The organism is Streptomyces fuscigenes (assembly GCF_021556455.1).
GTDB classification, from domain to species: domain Bacteria; phylum Actinomycetota; class Actinomycetes; order Streptomycetales; family Streptomycetaceae; genus Streptomyces; species Streptomyces fuscigenes.
Genome location: NZ_JAKGCV010000004.1, coordinates 24,462 through 40,726, shown reverse-complemented (window position 1 = coordinate 40,726; position 16,265 = coordinate 24,462). Strand labels below are relative to the sequence as shown.

General features: G+C 72.6%; 24 protein-coding genes. 22 read left to right on the top strand and 2 right to left on the bottom strand.

Translation table 11 applies throughout. The features are described from left to right. The first annotated feature begins 32 nt into the window (after positions 1–32). The 7 genes from L1885_RS01265 to L1885_RS01235 all read left to right on the top strand — a co-directional run bounded on the left by L1885_RS01265 (position 33) and on the right by L1885_RS01235 (position 4,497). The gene (locus tag L1885_RS01265; protein ID WP_235795037.1) at positions 33–275 is read left to right on the top strand and encodes a hypothetical protein; all 243 of its coding nucleotides are present in this window, start codon (positions 33–35) and stop codon (positions 273–275) included. A gap of 27 nt (positions 276–302) precedes the next feature. Further along, positions 303–866 carry a hypothetical protein gene (locus tag L1885_RS01260; RefSeq protein ID WP_235795035.1) on the top strand — a complete coding sequence of 188 codons (564 nt, stop codon included), beginning with the start codon at positions 303–305 and terminating at the stop codon, positions 864–866. 50 nt (positions 867–916) lie between these two features. Next, positions 917–1,267, top strand: a complete 351-nt coding sequence (locus L1885_RS01255; protein ID WP_235795034.1) for a hypothetical protein — start codon at positions 917–919, stop codon at positions 1,265–1,267. After that, positions 1,264–1,986 (top strand): hypothetical protein, encoded by a 723-nt coding sequence (locus L1885_RS01250; RefSeq protein WP_235795033.1) that lies wholly within the window; start codon positions 1,264–1,266, stop codon positions 1,984–1,986. The genes L1885_RS01255 and L1885_RS01250 overlap by 4 nt, the downstream gene beginning before the upstream one ends. Next, positions 1,979–2,560: a hypothetical protein gene (locus tag L1885_RS01245; RefSeq protein ID WP_235795032.1), complete on the top strand. Its 582-nt coding sequence runs from the start codon at positions 1,979–1,981 to the stop codon at positions 2,558–2,560. The genes L1885_RS01250 and L1885_RS01245 overlap by 8 nt, the downstream gene beginning before the upstream one ends. A gap of 101 nt (positions 2,561–2,661) precedes the next feature. After that, positions 2,662–3,120: a hypothetical protein gene (locus L1885_RS01240; protein ID WP_235795031.1), complete on the top strand. Its 459-nt coding sequence runs from the start codon at positions 2,662–2,664 to the stop codon at positions 3,118–3,120. Positions 3,121–3,315: 195 nt separating this feature from the next. Beyond that, entirely contained in the window at positions 3,316–4,497 is a 1,182-nt protein-coding gene (locus L1885_RS01235) for a hypothetical protein (protein ID WP_235795030.1), read from the top strand. 216 nt (positions 4,498–4,713) lie between these two features. Here the strand turns inward: L1885_RS01235 and L1885_RS01230 are convergent, their stop codons facing one another. Then, a complete protein-coding gene (locus tag L1885_RS01230; protein ID WP_235795029.1) occupies positions 4,714–4,992 on the bottom strand; it encodes a hypothetical protein in 279 nt (92 codons plus the stop codon). A 238-nt stretch (positions 4,993–5,230) separates the two neighbouring features. On the opposite strand from L1885_RS01230, the gene L1885_RS01225 reads away from it, so the two are divergent. The 10 genes from L1885_RS01225 to L1885_RS01180 all read left to right on the top strand — a co-directional run bounded on the left by L1885_RS01225 (position 5,231) and on the right by L1885_RS01180 (position 11,269). Then, a complete protein-coding gene (locus L1885_RS01225; RefSeq protein ID WP_235795028.1) occupies positions 5,231–5,560 on the top strand; it encodes a hypothetical protein in 330 nt (109 codons plus the stop codon). Continuing rightward, on the top strand, positions 5,557–5,679 hold the full coding sequence (locus tag L1885_RS28765) for a hypothetical protein (RefSeq protein WP_268983451.1): 123 nt from the start codon (positions 5,557–5,559) through the stop codon (positions 5,677–5,679). Before L1885_RS01225 ends, L1885_RS28765 begins: the two co-directional genes overlap by 4 nt. Positions 5,680–5,705: 26 nt before the next feature. After that, positions 5,706–5,867, top strand: a complete 162-nt coding sequence (locus tag L1885_RS01220) for a hypothetical protein (protein WP_235795027.1) — start codon at positions 5,706–5,708, stop codon at positions 5,865–5,867. Positions 5,868–5,924: 57 nt separating this feature from the next. Continuing rightward, positions 5,925–7,232: a hypothetical protein gene (locus L1885_RS28760; RefSeq protein WP_268983450.1), complete on the top strand. Its 1,308-nt coding sequence runs from the start codon at positions 5,925–5,927 to the stop codon at positions 7,230–7,232. After that, positions 7,229–7,459 (top strand): hypothetical protein, encoded by a 231-nt coding sequence (locus L1885_RS01205; protein ID WP_235795022.1) that lies wholly within the window; start codon positions 7,229–7,231, stop codon positions 7,457–7,459. The genes L1885_RS28760 and L1885_RS01205 overlap by 4 nt, the downstream gene beginning before the upstream one ends. Further along, positions 7,456–8,400 (top strand): hypothetical protein, encoded by a 945-nt coding sequence (locus L1885_RS01200; protein ID WP_235795021.1) that lies wholly within the window; start codon positions 7,456–7,458, stop codon positions 8,398–8,400. Before L1885_RS01205 ends, L1885_RS01200 begins: the two co-directional genes overlap by 4 nt. A gap of 30 nt (positions 8,401–8,430) precedes the next feature. Further along, entirely contained in the window at positions 8,431–8,841 is a 411-nt protein-coding gene (locus L1885_RS01195) for a hypothetical protein (RefSeq protein WP_235795020.1), read from the top strand. After that, positions 8,838–10,043: a hypothetical protein gene (locus L1885_RS01190; RefSeq protein ID WP_235795019.1), complete on the top strand. Its 1,206-nt coding sequence runs from the start codon at positions 8,838–8,840 to the stop codon at positions 10,041–10,043. The genes L1885_RS01195 and L1885_RS01190 overlap by 4 nt, the downstream gene beginning before the upstream one ends. 185 nt (positions 10,044–10,228) lie before the next feature. Next, positions 10,229–10,942: a GIY-YIG nuclease family protein gene (locus tag L1885_RS01185; RefSeq protein WP_235795017.1), complete on the top strand. Its 714-nt coding sequence runs from the start codon at positions 10,229–10,231 to the stop codon at positions 10,940–10,942. Between the two features lie 78 nt (positions 10,943–11,020). After that, positions 11,021–11,269 (top strand): hypothetical protein, encoded by a 249-nt coding sequence (locus L1885_RS01180; protein ID WP_235795015.1) that lies wholly within the window; start codon positions 11,021–11,023, stop codon positions 11,267–11,269. 103 nt (positions 11,270–11,372) lie between these two features. Here the strand turns inward: L1885_RS01180 and L1885_RS01175 are convergent, their stop codons facing one another. Continuing rightward, entirely contained in the window at positions 11,373–11,879 is a 507-nt protein-coding gene (locus L1885_RS01175; RefSeq protein WP_235795014.1) for a hypothetical protein, read from the bottom strand. 150 nt (positions 11,880–12,029) lie between these two features. Between L1885_RS01175 and L1885_RS01170 the strand changes: the two genes are divergently transcribed. The 5 genes from L1885_RS01170 to L1885_RS01150 all read left to right on the top strand — a co-directional run bounded on the left by L1885_RS01170 (position 12,030) and on the right by L1885_RS01150 (position 16,210). Next, on the top strand, positions 12,030–12,725 hold the full coding sequence (locus L1885_RS01170; protein WP_235795013.1) for a hypothetical protein: 696 nt from the start codon (positions 12,030–12,032) through the stop codon (positions 12,723–12,725). A 201-nt stretch (positions 12,726–12,926) separates the two neighbouring features. Further along, positions 12,927–13,457: a hypothetical protein gene (locus L1885_RS01165; protein WP_235795012.1), complete on the top strand. Its 531-nt coding sequence runs from the start codon at positions 12,927–12,929 to the stop codon at positions 13,455–13,457. A gap of 91 nt (positions 13,458–13,548) precedes the next feature. Next, the gene (locus L1885_RS01160; RefSeq protein WP_235795011.1) at positions 13,549–14,646 is read left to right on the top strand and encodes a hypothetical protein; all 1,098 of its coding nucleotides are present in this window, start codon (positions 13,549–13,551) and stop codon (positions 14,644–14,646) included. Positions 14,647–14,823: 177 nt separating this feature from the next. After that, positions 14,824–15,591 carry a hypothetical protein gene (locus tag L1885_RS01155; RefSeq protein ID WP_235795010.1) on the top strand — a complete coding sequence of 256 codons (768 nt, stop codon included), beginning with the start codon at positions 14,824–14,826 and terminating at the stop codon, positions 15,589–15,591. A gap of 64 nt (positions 15,592–15,655) precedes the next feature. Further along, positions 15,656–16,210 carry a hypothetical protein gene (locus tag L1885_RS01150; protein ID WP_235795009.1) on the top strand — a complete coding sequence of 185 codons (555 nt, stop codon included), beginning with the start codon at positions 15,656–15,658 and terminating at the stop codon, positions 16,208–16,210. Positions 16,211–16,265 lie beyond the last annotated feature (55 nt).

Genomic DNA, 16,265 nt, shown 5'->3' with positions numbered 1-16,265 from the left:
ACGGCCGGGGCCCCCACACCGCAGAGGACCCCATGACGATCACCCGCCTTACTCCGGAGGAGACCCGGGCCGTCTCCGCCGCTCTCGCCCGTACCTGCGCGTACGTCCGCCACCTCATGGACCAGCTCCGCGAGTTCACCCGGCGCGCCGTCCAGGCCCTCCAGGAGATGGCCGAGGCGATCCGGACCCTCCGCCGCCCGCCGGCCGCGGTTGCCGGCCCGGCACGTCCGGCGTGGATGAGCCCCTACGGCCCGCCCGCCAAGCGCCACCGCTGACCGACCATCCCTGACCGGAAGGACGTCATGACCGACACCACCCCCGCCCCCGCCCTCGTCGTCGAGGACCAGGAGCTCCGCCCGTTCCACGACCTCAGCTCCACCGGCCTGCTCTGGCTGATCAACCGCCAGGCCTTCCACCCGCGCGGCCTGGCGCTCTCCCTCCAGCTCAGCGACGAGGGCACCGCCACCGGCTGGTCCCTCCTCAAGAGCCCAGACGGCCGTCCGTGGGAGTTCGACGCGGCCACCAACGCGGCCGCCGGCCAGCGCGCGGAGGACACCCTCGCGGCCGCCGGCGCCCTCCCGGCCCCGGAAGGCCCTCACTTCCCGGCGTACACCGGGAGCTCCGTGAGGTGTGTGAAGTGCTCCACTCGCGGCGCCTCCACGACGTACCGGCCCGCCCGCAGCGCCAGGACACTCCTGCGCCGGGACGACACCCTCCTCCGCGGACCGCTCCCCGAGCGCCTGGAGCGCGAGTGCCTGACGTGCTCCTACATCTGGGACGAGGCCGCGAGCACCCAAACGGACCCTGCCCCGCTCACGGTCAAGCCCACCGCGCCGGCCGACGACGAGAACGGCACCGACTCATGAGCGGGCGCCGCCGCACCCACGTCCGCCGCTGCACCGGCCCCGGCCCATGCATGGAGGTCAGCGTCATCGAGTACACCGCCGCCCACGAGCTGGACCACGTCCCGAAGGACTGGAAGTGCGCGAAGCACTCCGCGCCGGACGAGTGGATGACCCCGGCCAACCGGCAGACCACGACGGTCCTGGAGCTCCAGCCGCGGTACCTGCACCCGTCCGTGTTCCGAGGCCCGGAGGAGCGGCGCCTCCTGGGCTACTTCTGGGGCCCACCCGGCGGCGATCCCACCCACGGGGCCGTCTCCGGCCCCGGGTTCTGCGCCCTCGCGGACGGCTTCCCGCCCGGTACCCGCCTCACCGTCACCGCCACCATCACCCTGCCCGACACCCCGGAGGACACCAGCCCATGAGCCTCACCCGCCCCGAGCTCCTGGACCACCTCGGCCAGTGGGTCACCGTCACCAACCCGAACCCGAGCCTGACCGCGTCCTGGTACGGACGCCTGGTTGCCCTCTCCGACGACCCGACCGTCATCATCCAAGCGCCAGGCGGCGGACAGGGCGTGTTCCCGCAGGGCTTCGCCATCACCCCGGCCGACCCGCCCCCGCCCGGCAGCATCTCCCCACGCCGCCAGGCCGCGTACGACACCGCCCACGAGCTGATCCGCCAGCTCGGCCCCGACCTCCCCCCGGACACCGTCCACCGCAACGCAGACATCTGGCGCGCGGTCACGGCCGCCCTCGACGCCGCCGGCGTCTCCTCGGCCGCGAACCCGGACGCGCCACCCGGCGCCACCGTCACGCTCTCCACCCACCCCGGGGACAGCACCAGGGACACCGTCCGCACCCCGGGGGACACGCCGCCCCGACGCGTCCCCGGAACGGGCGGAGACCTGGAGACACCACTCCTCACGGACGGCACCGCACACGACCTGACCAGCAATGTCCCCACGCGTCCCCAGCCCGGGGACACCGGGGACACGACAGGGGACACCCCCGGGGACGAGCGCCCGGACGGCGTCCGCTTCGCCTACCGCGCGAGCGTCCGACGCGACCAGGTCCACGCCGCCCTCACGGAAGCCTTCGAGCTCCTGGACCACGAGCTCCACGGCGGAGCCCCTGATGCCTGACGAGCACGACACGGACCCCGTATTCACCCTGCCGGTGACCACCGTCCGCCTCACCTGGCTCGACAAGTCCGGCAACCCGGACCACCAGTGGGCGGTCACCTACCGCTTCACGGCGCCCCTCACCCTCACCGTCGCCCAACACGGCACCCACGCCCCCAACGTGGAGCCCGATATCAGATACCTCGCCGCGCTCTCCGCTCCCCACGACCACCCGGAGCGCGACGGCGCCCACTACCTCACGCAGAACCTCCGCCGCCGGACCACAGCGCCGGCCAGGAGCCTGGAGGCCTGGACGGAGCCGGAGGACGACGTCCGGCTGTACGCCCTCCTGCCGCACTTCACCTACCGGGCCCCGGACGAGTGGCCGATCACCCCGCGGCCCGGTCACGAACTCCACGCGGCCGGCCGCCTCCACCGAGTCAACGCGTACTCCTGGCCCGCCGGCTCGCCGCAACCAATGCCCGGCACCGTGCAGCACGGCAACGTCGCCGTCCTCGCCCGCACCGACGTCCCCCCACCCCCGCCCGGCTTCCCCACACCCGCGCCGATCCCCACACGCATGACCGATACGTGAGGCACCCCACCGCCGCAGTGACCAACGCCGGGCACAGCGCAACGCCAGCACCCGCCAACCTGGCCCTACCGGCCGACCAACCCCTACACCTGGAGCACCCGATGAGCAGCAAAGCCGCCACCTACGCCGCCGTATATGCCGTCCTCACCGCCGCCCACGAAGGCGCGGACTACTGGGTCCAACGCGACGCCGACGCACGCGACAAAGGGAAGCCAGGCGCCATCGGCCGCGCCGCATGCGCCCGCCACGTCACCACCTACACGGCCACACAGGCCCTCGCGCTCCTGGCGGCCGACCGCGGACTCCGCCTCCGCCTGAACTGGAAGCACGCCACCGCCGCCCTGGCCCTCTCCGCCGCCACCCACTACCTGGCCGACCGGTGCGCCAGCCACTGGGCGGAAGACGACCCCGGCGCCCCGCTCCTCGTACGCGCCGCCCACGCCGCAGGCAAGGGCAAGTGGCTACAGAGTGACCCCGGCGCCGGACCGCTCCTGGACCAGGCCTGGCACAAGGTATGCATCGGACTTGCCGCAGGCCTGGCCGCCGCCGGCACCCGATAACCCGAGCAGCGTGAAGGGCCCCAGACCACACCGGCCTCAGGGCCTTTCGCGCTGAACGCTCCCGCCGCGTCAAACTCGACATGAAGGCGCAATCCGGCCCCCAACTAGTAGGGGAGCCAGTACGGTTGACGCCTACATCCGGCGGGTGGGAGTCAGGGGAAGCGGATGGCCAGTGGAAGCTCAAGGTCGAACCCGATGGTCGAACAAGCGCTTCTCTATCTGGACGCGCACGTGGAACAGTCTCACCCCAGCGGCATGCCGTCTGAGCGCCCGGAGTACAGCGTCCATCTGAGCGAGTTCTATACATTCCTTATGGCGCGCATCGGTGTGGATGACGTGACGCCTTTTATTCGGTCGTCGTTCTATGCTCGACGCCATATTCACGTTTCCGCTGCCGTTGCGTATCTCACGCAACGTCGGGTGCTCAGGCGTGCAATCGACCTCAGAATGGGTGTGGACCAGGAATTCACCCGCCGACTGCGGGACATTGTGGGGAATCTTCCTCCCATCCCTCAGTCCGTATATGAGTTCCTGAGGCGCACGGCAGAATTGGTAATGGAATCCGAGGCCTCAGAAGAAAGCAGGGAATTCGCTACCCTAACCGCCGCCATGGCGGCGGATGGCGTCGTCTCGGAAAGCGGGGGAGTCCCCGGATCGCCCCAGACTCCACGTACTCCCGATCCACATCGGCCCACTGACTCCGACCTCCCGCAGCCAACCGACATCCCGAAGCAGCCAAGCGGCGAATCCGATGAACGAATTGAATTCGGGTTCACTGATACCACCGGGTTCAACCCCGGCGCCCGATATTACCCCCCTACCCCGATCAATAGGCCCGATATCCGCCCGGCCGAATCATCCATACCCGTGACCGTCTACCTGTCCGATGAGGCCTCCCATCGACAAGTCGAGGAGGCCGTAAAAGACCTCCTAGAAACCGCCGGCCTGACCTTTATCTGGCGAGACAGGCCGGTCCTCGGCTCCTGGTTTCGAAACATGCGGGCCGGGGTGCGTACCGCGGTCCGCTCGGAAGCAACGCGTGAAGCGGCACGCGAAGCCGCCGGCGTCGCCATGCACATCGCAGACACGCGCCTGGTCCTCGCTCAGGACGCGGCCGTGACCGCGACGCTCATGCAGAACCTCGGCCCGGTCATCACGTCCCTAGGGCCCACGAAAGACGCCGTGGTCCGTGTCGGTGCCCTCCTGATCGTCAAGGTCGACTGGGCCGTCCACGTCTTCCAGCTCACCGCAGCCCAACAGGCCAAGCTCGACCACCAACCCACCCTCGCCCGCTCACCCGGGGACATCATCGCGGCACTCGACCTCACCGCCAGAGATGCCACCCCCGCTCCGGAGCCGCCCTCCGCGCTCGGCTGACCACATCTGATCAATCCGAGCCGCTACCCTCGACCACGCTCATCGGGTGCGCGTCACCCGATGCCCGGCCCCCGCGCTCCGTGGGTCGGGCTCCACGGGAACGGCCCCCCACGCCAGGCCTAGACACCGGCGGGGGGGCCGCTTCGTACCGCGGCCCCTGGCAGGAGGTCATACCGCCAGGGGCCGCGTCATGTCCGGCCGGCGCCCGAGACGGTTTCACTCCTCACCGGGCCGCTTCGCCGATAGGTCCGTGCGCTCTCCTTGGCGTAGGACGCGGCTCTGGAGGTACTGGACGACGTCGCGCATGTCCCAAATCCGCACCTGCCCACGCTGGTAGACCGGCGCGGGGAAGGTCACGTCCTCGGCGGCCAGCTGTCGGAGGCGGGCAGGGGTGAGCCGCTTGAGGCCGGCCTCCTCCAGGTGATCCGGCATGTCCGGGATCTGTACAAGCGTCAGCCCTGGAGCGGGCTCCCTCTCCGCGGGGGAGTTGGGCATGGCGACATCCTCTCAACCTATTTGCGTCTGACGCAAACAAGTGGCACTCTTGCAATCTCAGCACGAAACCCCGGCCCTCCGTGGTCGCACACGGTGGCCGGGGTCGCTGAGACAGACGGTGCCCGGTGGTCGCACACCGGGCACCGCCGACCCCGCCCCGTGGTCGCACACGGAAGCGGGCCCGGCCCGTGAAGCACGGGCCGGTACGCCATTCCTGGTATCGACAGGAGCTGACGCAGTGAGCAACTGTACTGATCAGAATTCGGCCGGCGCCCGTACTGGCGCCAGTGCCGCGGACCCGGCCAAGGTGCCCGGGGTCCTGGCGGCCATGGCCGACCACTTCACCGCCCACGACCCGAACGGCCTCCTGGCCCCGGACGCCACGGGCATCTGCGCGTCGGCGGAGGTCTACCGCGCGACCGGGCGCAGCGCCTTCGGTGGCGCGTCCGCCCTGCTGAACGCGGTCATGGACGTCCTGCCGGCGGCGGCGCCGCGGTCGACCCGCGCCCAGTACGCGAAGGCCCTCCGCCGTGAGGCCGTGTCGCGTGGCTGGAGGGCGGGCCAGTGAGCGCGAAGGACGAGTTGAAGAAGGCGGCCAAGGAGTACAAGGAGGCCGAGGCGGCGCGGCGCGCTTCCTCGCACCGGGACGACGCGAACGCGCGCGGCCCGCGGGCGGGTGGTCGGTGATGGGCCTCCGCGACTTCCTGATCTCCGTGACCCCTGGCAATGACGTGGTGCGGGCGAACCAGCTCCGCCGCAGCCAGGAGGCGCGCGGCAAGCAGCAGCGGGAGAAGGCGGAGGCGGACCGCGTGAAGCGGGCCCGGGCCTCCAAGGCGCGACTTGCCCGTAAGGGCAGCGGCGCCAGCCTCTTCTGACCCCCCGATGACGGCAGGTTGCCGGGTCCGCGTGCGCGGGCCCGGCAACCTGCCGCGGTGTCAACCACGAAGGGCAATCCGGTGAGCGACGACAACCAGCAGCCAGACATTCCGGGCCTCCGCTACGTGAAGCGGCGGGTGACGGAGTGGGAGGCGACGACCCTGGACGGGGAGACCACGTACCGGCCGGTGGAGCGGACCGTGCGTGTGCCGGCCCCGCCGCGTGACTGGGACGCGCTCCTGGTGCGCGCCATGATCGGCGGGACGGTCCTGGTGACTGCGTTGTCCCTGGCGTGGTCGACGGACAGCATCGGGGATCTCCTCGCTCGGTCCGCGGACCCCTGGGCGGCGTACGCCGTGGCCGTGATCTTTGACCTGGCGTGGCTCACCTGCCAGGCCCGGGAGTGGCTGGACCGCCGGGACCCGGGCCGCGCGCGGATTCCGCGCGCACTGGGCTACGTCGCTCTGGCCGGAACGATGGCCGCGATCATCGCTCACGGGCACGTGGAGGATGAGCTCACGTCCGGCCTTGTCGGCGCGGGGATCTCCGCCCTGGCAAAGGCCATGTGGATCAACGTCCTCGGGTACTACGCCGTGCCGCTGGACGAGGGCATGGCGCACCACCTCCTCACCCGCCGCCGGCGGATCTCCGTCAAGCTCGCGCTCGGCGCGGAACGGCGCCAGCTTGCGGCCATGGAGGCGCACCAGCGGCTCCTGTACCCGCAGCTGGACCAGGACGTCCAGGTGGAGCGGGAGGAGGCCCCGGCGGGGCCGGTGTCCCCGGGCGTCCCCGGTGTCCCTTCCGTGTCCGCGCCGGCGCCGGTGCCGCCCGTCCAGGCCGCCCCGCCGGCACCCGTGGCCGCGCCCGTCGAGGGCCCGGCCGTGCCGGTGTCCCCGCAGGCCACGCCGCCCGTCCCCCCGGTGTCCGCACCGGCAGGGGACGCCGTGTCCGCCCCGGTCGGGGACACGGGGACGAGCTTCCTCAAGAGCCTCGGCCTGAACGTGGCGCGCCCCACCGGCGTGCCCGTCTCGGCCCCGGCCCCGCCGGTGGCCACCCCCGACCCGGTCATGTACCAGCGCGCCCACGTGCCGCCCGCCACGGCGGCCCCCGCCGCCCCGGCGCCGTCGGCTCCGGCTCCCGCCGGTGGGCCCGCTCCGGCGGCCCCGGCCACGGCCCACCACCCGGGCGTGCCGGTGCTGGGCGAGCCGACGAAATCGGGACTCATCCGGGCCGCCGTCAAGGCGGACCCCTCCATCAGCTTGGACGACCTCACGGACCAGGTCCGTGACGCCTTCGGCGACAAGAAGGACCTGCGTAAGGACGTGGGCCGCCTCCGTCGCCGCATCGAGAAAGAGGCCTCATGATCCCCACCCCCACCACCTTCTGGTTCCTCGAATACGCCACGGCCCTCGCTCTGGCCCTGGTGGTCGCGGCCTACGGCGTGTCCCGCGCGATTCAGGCGCGGGCCGTCCTCGCCGGCCTGGGCCTGGGCGTCTTCGGTCTCCTCGTCTCGGACGCCTACTGGCGGACGGCCGGGGCCGCCGGTGTCGCGGGCGTCCTCCTCCTCGTGCTCGTCAGGAGGGCGAAGTGACCACCACGCCCGACACGGACGAGCTGGAGACCCGCGCGCGGCTCAACCAGCTCGGCGTCTCCTACGCGCCCACCCCGCCCTCCGGCACGGCGACCGCGCCGGAGCACGCACCGGACGCCGCGCTGGGGGAGGAGCCCCACCTCGAGGACGCTCCGCCTGCGGCGGAGTCAACCCTCGCGGCGCGGGAGGCTCCGCTCGTGCGGACCGTTCCGGCCCGGGCCACCGCGTCCCGCCTGCCTGACTGGCGCCTCCCGAAAGCCGAGCTCCCCGCCCACGAGGAGGAGCCGGCCGACGCGGAGGAGGAGGCACCCGCGGAGGACCAGGAGCCGGGGGAGGACGCCTCCCCGCGCCGGGGCCGGCTGACCCTGGTGAAGGAGGCCGTGGTCTCCCGCGCCGGCCGACCGGCCGCACAGGAACCCCAGGAGGAGGACGCGGGGGACACGGAGGAGGCGGAGGAGGACACCGACGACGCCGAGGAGCCCGAGGCGGAGGACGGCGCGGAGCCGGCCGGGAAGAGGTGGCGCGGGGCGCGGCGAGCTCCCCGCGCCCCGCGGCCCCGCCGCCGCCCCCGGCTCGCCGCGCACGGTGTCCCCTTCACCATGCGGGCGCGTGACCGGCGCTCCCTCCTGGAGGTGATCCGGTCCGTGCCGGATCACGTCGTGTGGATGCTCTACACCGGCAGCGCACTGGGCGCCGGGTTCTACGTCGGCGCCCCGCAGTGGGTCATGCACGGAACGGCCGTACTAGCCGCACAACACCCGTCCCTGACGGACGGCTACTCCTTCCAGTGCTACGCCCTGGCCGCCGCGGTGTTCGTCCTCGACTGGCGCGGCCGCAGGTGGGTGCTCCCGCTCGCGTGGGCGGCCCGCGGTCTCTCCGCCTCCCTGGTCGTCGGCGTGCTCCTGGACGGCGTCCAGACGCCCATCTCGCAACTGTTCTGACCCCGCTCCACCCCGAGAACGGACCCCCTCATGAGTTTCTTCAGCGGCATCGGCGTGTTCGGCATTGCCTCGGCCCTCCTCGTCGTCCTGTGGTTCGGCACGAAGGACAACGAGAACGCGAAGGTCGGTCCGCTCAACTGGTGGGCCTGCGTCCTTCTCTCGCTCCTGGCCGGCGCCGCCTTCAACGCGGCCGGCACCCCCTTCGACCTCATCTCCTCCCTGGTCAATGACCTGGTCGGCCTCATCGGGGCGTTCGCGCCGGAGCTGACCATGCCGGCCCTGGCCCTGATCCTCGCCCTCCTGGCGGTGTTCAAGAAGTGGTCCCGACGCGGCATCAGTTACCTGGTCGTGTTCTTCACCTACGTGGCGTCCGGAGCGGGCGGCCCCTGGGCGGTCCTGTCCAAGAGGATCGCGGCCGCCGTCCACGGCATGGCGTCATGAGCACGGCTCACCTCTACCCGGTCCCCGACCCGGACGACTCCCCGGCCACCGAGCCGGCGGAGGCGCCCGGGCCGGGGCCCGCGCGCGCCACGCCGGGGGAGCGGTACGTCCAGGACCAGCCGGCCACCGAAGCCGGGGACGAGCTGGAGAAGACGGAGCAGGGCGAGGCGGCGGGCGCCCGGCCGCGCGCGTTCGCGCTCCCCGACCTCCGCCCGTACGTCCCGGACCGGCGCACCGCCCACGAGTTCGGCAGCCTCGCCGTGGGCGCCACGAAGGCCACCGCGCCCCGTATACGCCAGGGCCTGGCGCCCGTGTGCCGCGAGGCCGGGCACCTGCTCCGCGCCGGGTCCACCGTGCTGGTGCTGGTCGGTCGCGGATGGCTCGCCGGCCAGCTCTGCCCGAAGGTCAGCCCCCTGCCCCGCTTCCTGTTCATCCCCGCTGTGGTCGGAGCCGCCATCGTGCACACCCTGACCCGGTACTCCTGGACCGGTGCCGTGCTGCTCATCCCGGGGTGGCTCATCACCGCGGCCGTCGCGGAGCGCTGGGCCGCCCTCCAGGTAGCCCGCGCGGCGAAGGCGCCGACCTCCGGGAAGGACGCGCGGAAGGACCCGCGCGCCGACTTCACCAGGCGCCTCGCGGCCGCGCTCCAGCGGCCCGCCGCGGAGCTCCCGGCAGAGTCCTCCCCCGAGGTGCTGGCCGAGCCCGTCCCGGAGCCGGCCGGGGAGCCCGTCGACGAACCCGGCGTAGAGACCTCGGCGGCGGCTGGCCAGGAGCCCGAGGAAGAGCCGGCTGGCGCCCCCGCCGTCGAGGCCCCGCCGGCCCCCTCCCGAGAGGACATCGTGAGGGCGCTTCACGCCCTCGTCGGCGGGTCCTCCGGGGTGCTCCACACCGCCCTCCGCGACCACCTCCGCTACCCCTCCACCCGAGCCCTCCGTGAGGCCCTGGAGACGGCCGGAATCCCATCCCGGGCGGGGGTCCGTTCGATGCGCGGCAACGGTCCCGGCGTGCACCGGTCGGACGTCCCGCAGCTACCCGGTCCCCAGGAGGCGCCAGCGGCATCGGGCGTTGTCGCAGGTCAGGAGCCAACGCCAACAACAACAACGGCGGAGGGGACGTCTGAAGAAGGGGTGCGCGTGGTGCGCACTGATTACGGCGGGGTGACCTATTTCGACCTCAGCGAGCGGAACCGGTTCGAGCTCTAAGCGAGCTAGCGTCAGACTGACGGGAAGCGCCTTCGGGGGGACTGGACCCCTCTTGGAGGCAGCCGAGTGACGAGGAGTCAACTATGGCCAATGGCACGCCGGGGTGCATCTGCACCGACGGAGGGCAGACGTGCACGGACGTTGTAACGTCCGCCGTTCCGGCGCCCATCTGCCGCCGTCACCGCATGCAGATCGCGATGGCGATCGTCCCTGAGATGCTGCGCACTGCGGCCGGTGATGCAAGGCAGCCGCGGGAGCTCCCGGCGCATCTCCAGGAACTCGTGGACTCAGCTCGGAGAGTGCCGCCGCACTTGGACGGGATGCACCCGGCGTGTGTGTACTTCATCGCGCGTGGCGACCGCTTCAAGATCGGGTACACCACGCATCTCCGGCGACGGCTCGAAGCTCTTCACGCGCAGGCCTCCGACGTACTCCTGACTCTGGGCGGGGGCGTTCGACTGGAGGGCGCGCTGCATGAACGGTTCGCTGACTTCCGCGTCGGCACATCGGAATGGTTCGAGCGCGCGGCATGCGTTGAGGACTACGTCCGGAAGATGCGGCTTCGGCCGCTGGTCGCGCCCGCGCCACCTCTGCCACGCGACGCACCCGTGAGCTCCCTGGCCCGGTACCCGGTCGAGGTGGAGCCCGAAGAGCTGCGGCGAGTGGCTGCCATGGCTTACCGACAGGGAGACAGAGGAGTCCATCTGTCGGCGATCGTGGCGATCTTTCGCGCTGAGGGTCACCGGGCTCTGTGGTCTCTGGCCGCGCTTGCCCGCGCGTACGAGGAGGCCGGGGTCACCGTCCGCAGTGGCGTGCGCGTGGACGGCCGAGTTCACATCGGCATCCACCGTGACGACCTCCCGCCCGTGAAGGAGCCGAACACCGGTGCCAGTGCGTGAATGGCAGGAATCAACCCTTCCGGGCCGCGCGGCCGGGCACCCTTGGAAGTGAGCGGATTGGACGAGAGGAGGGCCGCCGTGTTCGGGCCGTACGAGTACAGGTGCGTGAAGTGCGGGGAGACCTCGCCGGAGGTCTACAGTCGGCGGGAGCTGGAGGACGTCCAGTACGCCCACCGGATGCAGGCGCACGGCGGCCTCATCCCGGACGGCGAGCTGGTCCTCCAGCCGGCCCGTATGAGCCTGGCGGAGCTCCCCACGGAGCAGCGCGTGGCCGCGGTCGTCGCCCTGGCGCTCGTCCTCGCGCTGGTCCTTTTCAAGATCATGTGAGCCTGCCTCCCGGGCATGACGGAGGGCCGCACCCGACAGCTGGGTGCGGCCCTTCGTGCGTTCAGGCCCCGCCACCTCGAGGCGGCCCGCCGGCCCCGGGAGTTCACTCCGTGGGCGCGGGGGACTTCTGCCGCTGGCGGGTGACGCTCGCGGACCGGGCGATCTGCCCAATCCAGTTCCGGTCATACGGGGAGTGCTGCGCCAGGACCTCCGGTCCCACGCCCGCCTCGTAGTGCTTGATGATCTCCTCGTGGATGGGGCCGCGTGCCTTCTCGATGGCAGCCTTCGCGCGGTCGTATTCGGCGGTCAGCGCGTCCAGCTCCTCCAGCGCGGCGGCCTGCGTGGCCGGGTCGTACTTCGGCGCCGGACCGACCGCGTTCGGGCCCTTGAGCGGCGGGACGCCGGCCTGGCGGCCGAGCTCCCCGATCCAGTTCCGGTCATACGGGGTGTGGTCTGCGATCTTCCCCGGCCTGGCGTTGCGCTCCGTCAGGTGCCGAATGATCGCCGCGTAGAGGGCCTTACGGGCCTCTTCCTGTGCTTCCTCGCCGGCCCGGAAGTCGGCTGTGTGCCGGTCCAGGCGGGTGAAGCGGCGGGGCGTGGTGGAGGTCATGGGGGCCACTATGCCACCCGAGTTTGCACGGTCGCAATGCTAAGGGTGCACGTGGCGCGCACCCGGTGGAGCGTTGACATTGCAAAGTCACTTTGCCAACATGGTGGTGTAGGAGGTCGCCAGACCTCACCGCCATCAGGGAGGTACCCCATGTCCGACATCACCCCCGCCGACGTCACCCGCCCCGGCGTCACCACCTGGAAAGACGGGAGCATGACGTGGGCCGTGGAGCGCGCCGGCGTCATGGGCGTCATCTACGACGAGAAGGGCATGAAGCGCGGCCGGTGGGCTGTCTGGAGCCCGAACGCGAGCCGACCCGGCGGCATCCTCACCTTCACCGACGACGTGGAGGAGGCCGTGGACGCCCTCCTGGCTACCCTCCCCGCGAAGGCCTCCACCGTCGCCGAGACCGCCGGCGCCACCGTGGCGGACGTCCTGGACGAGGCCGCCAACCTGACCGCCGACTGGGTCGGCCGAGGCCGCCGCGCCGTCTTCCAGACGCCCCCGCAAGACGGGGACGCCGTACTCACCGGCCCCGCCGTGACCGTGATCCGCGAAACCCTGGCCGCCCGCACCGAGGGCACGGCCACCCCGCCCGCCGAGCCGACCCCCGGGCAGCCGGAATGGCGCACCCTCAAGGGCCTCGCTGCCCCGTTCTTCCTCTATGGCTTCGAGCGCGGCGGCCACTGGCACCCGGCCGGCGATCGGAAGCAGGTCACCGGGCAGCCGCTCCGCATCACCCGCGTGTGGATGTCCCGCGGCCTCCGCCACGCCGAGGATGAGACCGGCCGCGAGCTCTCCCTCTTCGGGGCCGCCGGGAAGTACTGGACGGCCCCCCTCGCCTGAGGCCCCGTCCGGCCGCCCCGTCCTCCCTTCGAAGGGCGGAGGCGGCCCTCACGTCTCCCCTCGCGCTGCCGTGTCCCCGAGGGGAGACAGGTGGCCTCCCGCGATCACCTCCGCCACACCCTTAGCGTGTTGACTTTGCAAAATCACTTTGCCAACATGGTGGTGCACGGGGACGCCAGGTCCCGGCGGAAGGAGCACGACATGCGCGCCGCATTCAAGATCATGGGCACCACGGACCTCTTCACGGACTGCGAGTGCTGCCACCGCACCCACCTCCGCTCCACCGTCGCCCTCCAGCCCCTCGACCAGGACGGATCCCCGGACGGAGAGCTCACCTACTACGGCACCGGATGCGCCGCCACGGCCATGGGCTGGAGCTCCTACCGCGTCCGCAAGGCCGCCCGCTACGCCAACTACGAGGCCGCCATCGCGCGCCGCACCGAACTCCGCGACGGCGCCCGCTCGGCTCTTCCCCGACTCCGCGAGTTCCGCGCCGTCCTCCTGCGCCGCATGGAGGCCGGCGAGGACCCCGCCACCGTCGCCGCGGCCCACGCCAACCGCCTCGGCACCGCGATGTGGCGCTACGACCCAGCCCGCCGCGCCGAAGCCGAAGACGCCGCCCGTGGCTCCTTCGCCACCGGCGGCCTGGCCGCCGTGCTCGCCACGTATGACCGCTACCTCACGGAGATGACCCGCATGTCCGTCGTGGACCCGACCGCCGTCACCTACTGACCCGGCCGGACCCGCCCCGGGCCGCCCGCCACGGCGGACGGCCCGGAGGGTGTCCGGACGCAGCGTCCACACCTCAACCACGGAGGACCTGATGAACAACCAGACCACCACCCCCGTCACGTTCCAGGCCGGTGACCGCGTCGTGTGCGCGGACGGCGTGGCCCGCACCGTCCAGGGCATGGCGCCCCTCACCCTCGGGGAGCCGGCCCACGTCGTGGTGGAGGACGGCACGCAGTGGATCGCCGCGAACTGCCGCCGCGCCAATTGGGAGGACATCCGCGCCGCCCGCCAGGTCTCCAACCTGACGGCCGAGCACGTCCGCCAGGCGAAGGACACCACCTCACCGCAATGGCGCGCCGCCCTCGCGGACCTCACCGCGGCCATGGACTACCTCAAGGCGGCAGAGACGGACCAGGAGGTCCGCTCCGCCATCGCAGCCGGCGCCGCCTCCGCTGCCCGAGACCTGGCCAAGGTCGCCGCCGACCAGCCGGCCGAGGCCGCCGCGGACCCGGCGGAACTCGCCGCCCTCTGGGAGGAGGTCGCCGCGCGCCTCACCGTCACCACCGCCGCCCCGGACGCCCACGCCTTCGACGGGGTGCAGCTCCTCAACACGAGCCACCCGGTGGCCTGGACGTACCGCGTCAGTCGAGGCCTCGGCGTGCGGTACGGCTGGGTCACCGCCCGCACCGGGAAGCGGAGCATGTCCATGGTGCTGACCCGCCAGGAGGCCGAGGCGGCGGCCCTGGAGGCCGCGCGCCTCACCGGCGCCCCCGTGCCGATCCCGGACGCCGTGGCCACCATGAGCGTGGATGCTCTCCGCTCCTGCCTGCACAACCTCAAGGCGATGAACGCCCAAACGCGCGGCGCCGCACCGGAGCACCTGCTCCATGAGGACGTCGCGGCCGCCCTGGACGTCCTGGAGCTCGCCCACTTCGCCTTGGTCCCGGCCGGGTTCAGCCCGTCCTCGGCGCTGGTGACCGGCCGCGAGGGCGTGACCGGGGTCGTGGTCGAGCCGCAGGAAAACGGCCACGTGCGGGCGTTCTGGGTGGAGGACGGACGGTACGTCACCGCCACCGGTAGCCCCTTCGTCGCCCAGCTCCGCGAGATGCGTGCCGCCTTCACCCGAGCCGGCTGGGTCGTCGTCCGCGGCGGCCGGCGCGTCGTGACCGCCTATCGGCCGCAGGTCTGACCAGCGCTGACGCGGCGCCCCGCCCTCCGCAAGGGAGGCGGGGCGCCCCGACGTTCGTGTCACCGTTGTGTAACCGGCAGGGCAAAGCCGCTAGGCATGTTGAGTTTGCAAAGTCACTGTGTGAGTATCGAGGTGCAGGCAGGGCGAGGGACCCGGCCGCAAGCACGGAGGTACGACATGAGCAAGATCACCGCCGCCGCCGCCCGCCACCTGGCCGTCCTGGTCGACGCGGAGGACGCCCTCACCACCGCCCGCCGCGAGGAGGCCCGCGCCGCCCGCACCGCCGAGCGCGCCACCCTCCGCGCGAAGGACGCCCGCGCGAAGGTCACCGAGGCCCGCAAGGCCCTCCGTACCGCGGAGCGCGCCGGGAAGGGTCTCGCGGTCGCCACCCGCCGCCTGGCCACCCGCATGGAGCGCGCCGCCCGCCTGGAGCAGGACGCCCGCACCGCCCGCCACGCCGCCCGCGGCGCCCGCCGTGACGCGGCCACCGCCGCCCGCCGGGTGGAGCGCATCGCCCGCCGCGCCGCCCTCGCCGCCACCCTCTCCGTTGAGCGCATCACCACCGCCCTCGGGGAGACGAGCCTCACCACCCCCGCCCCGGAGGACCAGCTCCTGGACGGCGCCGACATGCCCGCGGTGGAGGACATCGAGACCCACGCCGTCCGCTACGCCGAGCTCGACCGCCAGGCGAAGGCCCTGAGCAAGGCGGCGGACGCCGAAAAGGCCTGGCTCCGCCGACTCCCGAACGGCCAGTACGGCGGCGTGGTCATCACTCGCACCTCCGGGCGCTCCATCCTCGACGGCGCCGCCATCGCTCTCGACTACACCGCCCGCGGCGAGGTCCCCCCGCGCAAGGCGGCCCGGGCCACCTTCAAGAGCGACGCCACCGCCGCCCTGGCAGCCCTGGAGAACGCGGACGCCGCCGCCCTCATCCTCACCGCCTGACCCACCCTCACCCCGGGCCGGGCGCCCCGCACGGCGCCCGGCCCCCTTCCCGAAGGACATCACCATGGGTCACCTGCCCCGCACCATCCCCGAGGCCGCCCTCCAGGAGCTCCGGGCCGTCCTCGCCGCCGCCGGGATCACCCTCGGCCCCCTCGTCCCCGGCAAGGGCGTCACGCACTCCGCCGAGCACCGCGGCGCCACATGGCGCCTGGCCTACATGGGCCGGGCCTACGGCTGGGCCGTGTTCGGCCCCGGCGTGGACCACGGCGTGGCCGTCGCCCTGGAGGACATCCCCGGTCTCATGAACGCGCCGGCCGAGCCCGAGCAGCCCACCGGCCCCACGGACTGGGCCGTCCGCCACCCCGACGGCCGCCTGTGGACCTGCGCGGACCAGCAGGCCGCGGAGGAGGTCAACGCGGAGGCCCCGCACATGACCGCCGTCTACCGCACCCCGGGCGGCCAGTGGCAGGAGTGGCGCACCGACCGCGCCACGGCGCACACCACCGGCGCCCCGCGCACCCACCTCGGAGTCCCCGTCCCGGAGCTCGTCCGCGAGGCATGGGCCACGCACCTGGGGGAGGGGTGGCGCCTCGGCATCCGCTCCGCCCTCGCCCGCTGAACACCCCACCCGCCTCCGGCCGGGCGCCGCTCCCTCACGGCGCCCGGCCTCACCC